Genomic DNA, 9,075 nt, shown 5'->3' with positions numbered 1-9,075 from the left:
GAAGAGTTGACTCAGCAATTGCAGCAGTTGCAACGCCAGACGATTGCGTCTTTAACCGGTTGGGATTACATTCTCAATGCTTTATCTGTAGCAGGTATTTATTGAATTGGTATTACTTCCGCCCGTGACGGCGATGATCATTACCAGGATGAAACACGCCTACAAGCAACGCTGTCCGCTCTCTACCAGCAGATCAGGAGTTATCCTGAAACCTATGGGGCGATCGCTGGCAAAAAGGGCAAGGAAAATAGCTAACAGGAAGTCATGATGTCTAAAACCATTATCATCAGTGTCACTGCCGATCAAAAACTGGAACTACCTTCTGAAATTCAGGCAACGCTTAAACCCGGCGACGAATATGCAGTGTGGCAGACTGAGGATACGATCTTGATCAAAAAGATCCAGAAACCGCAAGGCTTCTCAGACCTGTGGCAGCGCATTGACGATTTGGGGCACGACACTGAGCAGCCTGCGGTCGAAGAAATCGCTGAGATTGTGAAGGAAGTAAGACGCACAATGGCAGAAGATGAAAGTCGTTCTTGACACCAATATCTGGGTTTCAGGTTTACTGTGGGGTGGTTCTCCTCGGCAAGTCATTATAAGGGCAGAACAACAGCAGATTACAATTGCTGCGAGCGATCGTCTGCTATCAGAGCTAGAAGCGACGTTAAACTACCCAAAATTACAACCTCGTCTTCTCAGGATTGGCATACCAGTTGAAGAATTGATGCTTAGGGTCAGGCAATTGGTTGAACTTTGTTCCCCTGCATCCTTACCAGAAGTTTCCAGCCTCAAAGATCCTGATGATCTGATTGTTATTGCAGCGGCAGTTGCTGCAAATGCAGAAGTCATCATTACAGGAGATGCTGATCTTCTTGTCCTGCATCCCTGAAATGGGATTGCTATCTTAACTGCCGCAGCATTTATCGAGCAGTTTCCCTAACTGGAAGATTTTCCAATGGTTTTCTATCACTGCACCCTCACCCTCCACGATAATGTCTTTTTTTGCAGCTCGTGAGATAGGCATTTTGTACGAAACAGAAAAACATCTGCCAACTGGGCACTAAGCTTTGCGCTGTTTGAAACTTTCTACAAAACAGGCGATGATCACCAGCAAACCCTTTCAGGAATTGAAACCTGTATCTGCGTCATAACTCAAATATCGCCCGATCGCGAAGATCATTACCACACCCTTTCAGGGATTAAACGATCCTATGGGTTAATTTTTATAGACTAGTGAGTAACGATACTGTCTCATCGATAAGATTCTGATAGCCCTTCAAGGTGCTCCTGAATTCTATTGAGGAAGAAAGCGATGGCAGTAGAGAAGAAGGTGGACTACCGCATCACAGCAATTGCTGACACTACCCGCTTCGCAACTTTTGAATTTAGCCCAACTGGCGTTCCCCTTGCGACTGCACCTGCAATCAACGACTCGGGCGAAATAGCGTTTTGGGGTGCCACTCGTTCCCAGGAGGCGGGCATTTTTGTTGGCAATGGTGATTCTCTGACCTCCATCGCCAGTACAGCAGGAGACTTTAGCTTTTTAGGGGTTGGTCCTTCCATTAATAATCAGGGTACGGTTGCCTTCTTAGCTGGCTTAGACAGTGGAGATGCAGGCTATTTTACGGGCGATGGCACGACCATTACTCGCATTGCAGATAGCTCTGGTTCCTTTAATTTTCAACGCATTCCCACCCTCGACAACCTCTTCGGCGAACCTGCTATTAATAATCGGGGCAAGGTTGCATTCCGAGCTGATTTGGATCAGGGTGAAAAGGGCATTTTTACCAGCACCAGGGGCAACACGCGCACGATCGCGGATTCTAACAGTGGGTTGACGACCTTTGGAATTACGCCCGATTTAAATGAGCGAGGCACCGTTGTTTTCTCCGCAGGAATTGCTCCCGTTCCAGGCACGATCGAGGTAGAGGGGCAGCAGGTTCCAATCGCAGAACTGTTTCAAAATGCAGGCATTTTTACCGGGCGGAATAGGCAAGTAACGACGATCGCAGATCCCAGCGATGGATTGATTCTTTTTGGCAGCTCACCCGCCATCAACAGGGAAGGAACGGCTGCATTCATTGGTGTTTCTGCAACTGGGACAGTGGGTGTATTCACAGGGGATGGAAGTGACTTAAATTCCGTTGCAGATAGTGCAGGTTCCTTGCGATCGTTTCGGGGAGTGGACATCAACAATGCTGGAACGGTGGCATATCTGGCAGACTTTGATGCGGGCGGCAGCGCCATTTTTGTGGGACAGCAGGAGGTCATTGCTACAGGGGATCAGCTACTCGGTTCAACAGTCGTTGATTTGAACTTTTTGAATAAAGGACTAAACAATCAGGATTCAGTGGCATTCTGGGCGAAGTTATCAGATGGTCGCTCCGGCATCTTCCGAGCGGACGAAGATAACCACTTCCCGTTGCCCCTCACTCAAGAGCCGTTTTCCCTCAACATCAAGCGTTTCACAACAACGATCGTACCTGATGGAGATCAGGCGGATATCTACTATCCTCAATTGCCTCGGTTCCTTCGCAATACCGTGGAGTTGCCGATCGCGTTAATGTTACAGGGTGCGCTGGTGGATAAATCAGACTACTCTAACTTTGCCTCACAGGTTGCGAGCTATGGCTTTGTGGTGGTTGTGCCAAACAATGAGCGGACGCTGATTGGACCTGGTGGTCAACCGTTTACTGGGCTATTTCCTGAACAGGAACAGGTCAATCAGGTGCTCGAGCAGATGCGGGTGGAAGACCAGAATCCCTCATCTCCGATTTTCAAAATTGTGGATACGGATAAATTGGGATTGTTAGGGCATTCCTTTGGTGGTGGCGCAGGATTAGGAGCAACACAGGAAGAGTTTTGCCTGCCCGGCATTTGCTCAGGGAACTACACGCGCCCGCCGGAGCTAAAAGCTGGTGTTTTTTATGGCACAAACTTTCGCAATCAGCAAACTGGCGAATTCCTCCCAATCGACAATGACGATATTCCAATTGGCTTGATTGTAGGAAGTTTGGATAGTGTGGCGCTACCCGCTGCTAGTCAAGCAACTTACGATCAAATTCTCAATCCCCCCAAAGCGCTGATTACGGTTGCAGGGGCAAATCACTATGGCATCACTAATGAGGATAACCCCCTCCGTGAGCCAAATCGTCCGACATTAGATCAGGCTACGGCAACAGAAACGATCGCGCGCTGGAGTGGGCTATTCTTGAGAGCCAGTATGCTGGGCAATCAGCAGGTATTTGATGCGCTATTTAAGGTTGGAGATGCGCTTGATCCGAATGTGAGTATTATCAGTCAAACCCAGGCAGCCTTGAAGGCGGCGTAAATTGGGCAAACCTCGCTAAATACCGATAGGATTATCAAAGATGGAGCTTTGCGACAGAAGTAAGGGAAACTGTCAGATTTGGGTACTCAAATCACAGCTTTTTTGCCATTTTTATCTGTATTAAACGAACCTTAGTCTGACACTTCAATTAAACTGAACCTAAATCAGGAGTGTCAAAATGAATACTTAAGACAAGATCATTGAAACTTGAAATGGTTAGATTCTATCGCAGAGCAGTGGGTAACGATCATCTAAGTAGGTAGGTACAAATAAACGTAGGATAAGAAGAAGACCAAATTTCCCCGGTTTTGCTGACTATGCCTGCCTCTGTCCATATCGTTCTGACGGCTGAAGAAGACCGAACGTTGAGCGAACTGCGCGTGGCGACAACGGTGTGTCAACGCATTCGTGACCGTGCCCATATGCTTCGACTCAACGCGCACGGCTGGAATGTTCCTGCCATTGCTGAAATCTTTGAGTGCTAGGAAAACACAGTGCGACAAACGATTCGTCGTTGGCAACAAGCAGGTTTAGGCGGACTGTGGGATGCGCCTGGGCGTGGGATAAAACCAAAATGGCAGGAAGCAGACTGGGTTTATCTGGAACAATGCCTCCAGCAGGAACCGCGAACGTATAACAGCAAACAACTGGCTCACAAACTTGTCCAGGAACGACAAGTCGAACTGAGTGCCGACCGGATTCGCAGAATCTTGAAAAAAAGGGCTTCGTGTGGAAACGAACCCGACACGCCCAACGAGGACGGCAGAACCTAGAGACCAAAGCGATTAAGCAGGCCGACTTAGCCTTACTGCAGCAGGCTTGTGTGGACGGACACCTGGAACTGAAGTACCTGGATGAATCAGGCTGTTGTTTGGAAAGCCCTGTCAGTTACAGCTACAGTCGCATTAATCAACAGAAATGCCTCGACCAAGTTAAGTTTTACGGGGATCGCATCAGTATTTTAGGGGTATGGCAACCGGACAAGTCATTTGAGTATGCCTTGGTGCAGGGCAGTTTCAACAAGGAGCGTTATGTCAGAGTCATGAATACCATTGCCGACAAAAGTGAGCAAACGCTAAAGCAAACTGGAAGAATCACCGTCATTGTTCAAGACAATGGTCCGGCTCATACCAGTCATTTCGCTCGTGGACACTGGCAACAATGGCAATCGCAAGGCTTATACCTCTTTTTCCTACCTCAGTACAGTTCGGAGATAAATCTGATTGAAGCCCAGTGGCATCTCGGTATTTGCCCACGGTGTTAACCAAAGCAGAGACCCACGCCATCCTCGACCGGATGAGTGGTGTACCGCAACTGGTCGCGCAATTGCTCTATGGCAGCGGACTGCGCCTGAGTGAGGCTTTACAGTTGCGAGTCAAGGACTTGGATTTCGCTCAAGCTCAAATTGTGGTCCGAGATGCTAAGGGCAATGAGAGCCGAGTCACGATGCTGCCAGGTTGCACGGTCGAGCCCCTGCAAGGACAGCTGCGACGGATCAAACGATTACATCAGCAGGACCTGGAGCGGGGGTATGGTCTGGTGCTTTTGCCTTACGCCTTGGAGCGAAAATATCCTAATGCCGGGCGGGAGTGGGTGTGGCAATTTATCTTTCCCTCAGTGGGGATCCCACTTGACCCTCGCAGTGGGCTGCGTTGTCGGCACCACCTACATGAGAGCAGTGTGCAGAAGGCAGTGAAGCAAGCCACAAGAGCGGCAGGAATCCAGAAGCGAGTGGGGTGTCACACGTTTCGCCATAGTTTCGCGACCCATCTGTTGCAGGACGGGTATGACATTCGGACCGTTCAAGAGCTTTTGGGGCACAAGGATGTCAAGACAACGATGATTTACACGCACGTGCTAAATCGAGGCGGACGAGGCGTGAAAAGTCCGCTTGATTCATGACTTCTGGTTCGTGAAGGAGCAGCGTTCGCTCAACAGCCGTTCTGTCGGCAGAAAATTTGAGCATATTCGTATAGGAATCTTGTCTCAAAACTCGTCAAGCTGAGTCATTATGAGACATATAAAATTGAGCGGAAGCGCCTTCCAGCTTTGTTTTCCAAGGTCATAGGGTATCTCTATGCCACTAGCAAAACAAAGGAGGGATTTTGAGACGCCCTCTCACTCGTCTTTGTCAAGCGAATGGCAACAGCAAAACGCAGCCGGGGTGGTTCCAGCTGCGCTGATTTGAGGAGAATGAATTCCTACGCTGGGTAGATTCTGAGTCTGCGATCGGGTTCATCGCCTACAGAATGAGAATTGAGGCGATATCGTTCTACCAGCTCATGCTGCAACTTTCGTAGCCAGCTAGAGCGGGGTAGGAGTTCCACCGGCTGCTGCTGCGGAATCACGACTTGCTCCACCGCTAACCGGGCTTCCTCCAGTGCCGCCAACTCCTCATTCCGATCACGGGCTTCCTCAAAATTCATCTCCCAGTCCTGCCTGTCGTCTCGCGAATCCATTCCCAATAGCTGCCGCAGCGTGCGGGTCATGTGGGCAGGCGTATTGGCTTTGACGACATGGAGAGGAATCTGCTGGTTCTTTGCAAGCCGCTGCAAATTGTCGTGCTTCCGGGCATGGGAGCGCAGAGCAACGATCGCATCCGCATCACTCACATACTTCGTGAGAACCATCGGCAGGTTCAGGGCATCAATGATCTGTTGTAGCTGATAAGCACTGATAGCATAGGGGTACACGCGCATCTGAGGACTGTCCTGAGCCTGGGCAAAGTCCTGGTCCACCTTAGGGAGAGAATGGAATCGGTTTCTCTCTGGAGCAGTTCTCACTTCGAGTGATCGATCAGGCCACTGCCGTTTAGCTGATGCTGCTGAAAACGGGAGAACCTGGGCAGAGCGATGGGGTTTAACCAGCGGCGTTCCTGCTGCGGTTGTCTTTGTAATGACAAGCTGTCCCTGCTCATTGATCGATCGCTGTTGAGGCTGAGGCTGTCGTCCTCGGAGCAGGGCATCCACGGCTTCCGCCACGTTCTCATGCACGATCCATTGCTGTCGCTCCACCATCTCCACGGCAATTTCGAAAGTGGGAGGGGCTTTGCGCTCCAGCACACTCTTTTGAGAGCCGCGTCGCCGCGCTTCTTCATCACCCAACGTCACGGATTCAATCCCGCCCACCAGGTCAGAGAGTGTGGGGTTCTTGATCAAATTCTCGATCGCATTGCCGTGAGCCGTACCCACGAGCTGCACCCCTCGTTCCGCAATCGTCCTTGCAGCCAGCGCCTCCAGTTCCGTCCCGATCTCGTCAATGACAATGACTTCGGGCATGTGGTTTTCGACCGCTTCGATCATGACCTGGTGCTGAAGCTCAGGATGCGCCACCTGCATTCTTCTGGAACGACCGATCGCCGGATGGGGAATATCGCCATCGCCTGCAATCTCGTTCGAGGAGTCAATAATCACTACCCGCTTATTCAGGTCATCTGCCAGAACACGAGCAATTTCTCGTAGTGCCGTCGTCTTGCCCACCCCCGGACGACCCAGCATCAGGATGGACTGCCCCGTTTCCACCAGATCGCGGATGAGAGCGATCGTCCCATAAATCGCACGACCGACTCGAAGGGTGAGACCAATGACTTCTCCCTGGCGATTGCGGATGGCACTAATACGGTGCAGCGTTTGCTCAATGCCTGCACGGTTGTCGCCGCCAAAGGCACCAAGACGATCGACACAGTGCTGCAACTGCTGTCGGGTCACGGTTTGCTGAGACAGATACTGGGAGCCATGAGGAAACCGAGCTTCAGGCGGTCTCCCAAAGTCCAGCACAACCTCCACCAAACTGTCGCGATCGGGATGGTGCTCTAAGGGTTGCCGGATCTCTGGAGGTAGGATATCGAGGAGCTGCTGGAGATCGTTGTGATTCTGCATCAAAAAGAATGGTAGAAGAACGCCAGGAAAAAAGAGAGTAATAGAAATATGAACGCGACTGGCCTGCCCGCTACGCAAGCGCCGTAGCAGGCAAGCCAGTCACCGGGCTGAAGCAGCAACTGTAAAACGGGAAGCCGTAAGGATCAAAGGATTGAATTTTGAAAAGACTGCTTGGCTTCAACCAGCCAATAAACGCCATTTGGATTATTTTTAATCTAACAAATTGTTTCTGAGCAGAGCATCCGCTGAGCCGTAATCAGCAGGTGTGGATTTTACCTGCCCCGTTGCATTGATCGCACATAGCATTTCCACCCTCAGCAAGCTAAAGCAAAAACCTCCCTTACGTTCACAAGAAAGGCTTTCGCGTCAATATTACCCTAGCATCGAGCTATTGTTGCAGGAGGCTACCCTTCAACTATCGTCGCCGTTTCGACGTTTCACACCTGAGTTCGAATGGGGTCAGCGTGGTTCCACCGCACCATCGACACCAGGAATGCTGTATAAATCCTGACAGGGGTGAACCCTAAAATTGCATAGCGACTTGTCAAAGTAGGAATCAAACCACCCATGCTTGTGAAGTCAAGCCCTCGGTCTGTTAGTACGGCTCGGCTGCATCCATAACCAGTGGGATGTGAATGTTGTCTCACCAGAAACAGGCTTGGGACAGTTGGCAAGACAATTGGGCTATTCGACTCAGTTTGAGAGTGATCAGAAAGAAGTGCCTGCTGCCCTGTTTCAGCGGCAATAGTTTGACTGAACGCCTATTTCTAATGCCAGGTTTTGCATTAGCTGAAATCTCTGAAATGCAACGGTGGTGTACTGCGATCGCCTTGCAGGGTTGTTTCTCGCAGCTTTATCAAGAAGCCTGTGCTGTCTGATTCCAATATTCAAGCATCTGAATCCGAATCGATTCTGACGCGGCTGTAGCGATTGCTGACCAGTCAGCTTGGGTCAGGGTGGTTCGCAAGATAGCTTTGACCTTAGCGTAATCAGGTTGGGGCTGAAGAGCGCTCTGAATCAGGCCATCTTCTTGTAGCGCGTCCCAAAGCTGCTGCTGAATAGTAACTGGAGGTTGTATCAGACGTTCTAGCACTAGCTTCCGCCCACAGGTGAAGGCTGCATCTTTGCCAATGCCCAGATTCAGTTCATTCAGGAGGGACTGAAACGCTTCCAGCACGATCGCTTGCAGTCGGCGTATTTGCTGGAAATGAATCGGGTCAGCAAGGAACTCTGGCAGATAGGCTCCAGCATAGCCTGCACCAATATCGCAGTTGACTTCTTCTTCGATTTTCAACAGTTCATCAAAGCGATCGTCACTGATCTTGAAGATCATTGGCTCTCCTCGGTATCCGAACCTGATACTCCCCAGTCTATCTCATCTTCCCAGTCGAACCCAGCAGACTGAGGCGTGTACCACTCAAAGTAAATTAAGTCCTCTTTGTGAGCATCCGGTCCACACTCGTTCATGTTTAAGCGACGGTAGAATGGTTCTGCGCCTGGCAAGGAATAAAGCCCTACCAACCCTCCATATCCCAGTTCATGACTGCAATAGCGAGCAAATTCTAGCAGTACGCTGCCGACAAAGCGATAACTGGGCGGATTTTGGATGGTGGGACGGTTCCAGGGAGCTGTTGCAGAATGGACATAGACAACTCATGGGGTGACAGAAGAGCTAGAGAGCAGACTGGATCAGTCTCATCGCCCGCAAACCCAGTAGAAAAAAGCGGCGTTTTTGCGGCTTGAGGTGCATTATTAACCCGGCAATCATAGAAGAGGCATGAAGTTATGCAGCATAAGCAATAAACCGATGCTTGAAATATCGCATGACTCGCTGTGGGAGCTTCTGGAGTTTATGCAAATGAG

The 9,075-nt window shown here is 50.2% G+C and carries 6 protein-coding genes, 1 rRNA gene and 2 pseudogenes; 5 read left to right on the top strand and 4 right to left on the bottom strand.

Going from position 1 to position 9,075, the window contains the following annotated elements:
* Nucleotides 1–267 precede the first annotated feature (267 nt).
* The 5 genes and pseudogenes from NDI45_RS30075 to NDI45_RS30055 all read left to right on the top strand — a co-directional run.
* The gene (locus NDI45_RS30075; RefSeq protein WP_190791199.1) at nt 268–543 is read left to right on the top strand and encodes a hypothetical protein; all 276 of its coding nucleotides are present in this window, start codon (nt 268–270) and stop codon (nt 541–543) included.
* Complete coding sequence (locus tag NDI45_RS30070) at nt 527–892, top strand: putative toxin-antitoxin system toxin component, PIN family (protein WP_348249979.1); 366 nt, start codon at nt 527–529, stop codon at nt 890–892. The genes NDI45_RS30075 and NDI45_RS30070 overlap by 17 nt, the downstream gene beginning before the upstream one ends.
* A gap of 423 nt (nt 893–1,315) precedes the next feature.
* Complete coding sequence (locus tag NDI45_RS30065; RefSeq protein WP_348249978.1) at nt 1,316–3,334, top strand: choice-of-anchor tandem repeat NxxGxxAF-containing protein; 2,019 nt, start codon at nt 1,316–1,318, stop codon at nt 3,332–3,334.
* 317 nt (nt 3,335–3,651) lie between these two features.
* Nucleotides 3,652–4,598: pseudogene (locus tag NDI45_RS30060) on the top strand (IS630 family transposase).
* Nucleotides 4,577–5,236: pseudogene (locus NDI45_RS30055) on the top strand (integron integrase); the annotation flags it as partial. The pseudogenes NDI45_RS30060 and NDI45_RS30055, both read left to right, overlap by 22 nt.
* A 299-nt stretch (nt 5,237–5,535) precedes the next feature.
* On the opposite strand, the gene NDI45_RS30050 reads toward NDI45_RS30055, so the two are convergent.
* The 4 genes from NDI45_RS30050 to NDI45_RS30035 form a co-directional block, all read right to left on the bottom strand.
* Nucleotides 5,536–7,212 (bottom strand): R3H domain-containing nucleic acid-binding protein, encoded by a 1,677-nt coding sequence (locus NDI45_RS30050; protein WP_190790613.1) that lies wholly within the window; start codon nt 7,210–7,212, stop codon nt 5,536–5,538.
* Between the two features lie 375 nt (nt 7,213–7,587).
* Nucleotides 7,588–7,704: ribosomal RNA gene (gene rrf / locus NDI45_RS30045) — 5S ribosomal RNA — on the bottom strand.
* 364 nt (nt 7,705–8,068) lie between these two features.
* Complete coding sequence (locus NDI45_RS30040) at nt 8,069–8,545, bottom strand: hypothetical protein (protein ID WP_190790614.1); 477 nt, start codon at nt 8,543–8,545, stop codon at nt 8,069–8,071.
* On the bottom strand, nt 8,542–8,679 hold the full coding sequence (locus tag NDI45_RS30035; RefSeq protein WP_348249977.1) for a hypothetical protein: 138 nt from the start codon (nt 8,677–8,679) through the stop codon (nt 8,542–8,544). The genes NDI45_RS30040 and NDI45_RS30035 overlap by 4 nt, the downstream gene beginning before the upstream one ends.
* Between the last annotated feature and the right edge of the window lie 396 nt (nt 8,680–9,075).

This window comes from Leptolyngbya sp. GB1-A1, from assembly GCF_039962475.1.
Classification (GTDB): Bacteria; Cyanobacteriota; Cyanobacteriia; order Elainellales; family Elainellaceae; genus Leptolyngbya_A.
Note: the sequence above shows the minus strand (reverse complement) of the source record. Positions and strands in the feature narration are given on the sequence as shown.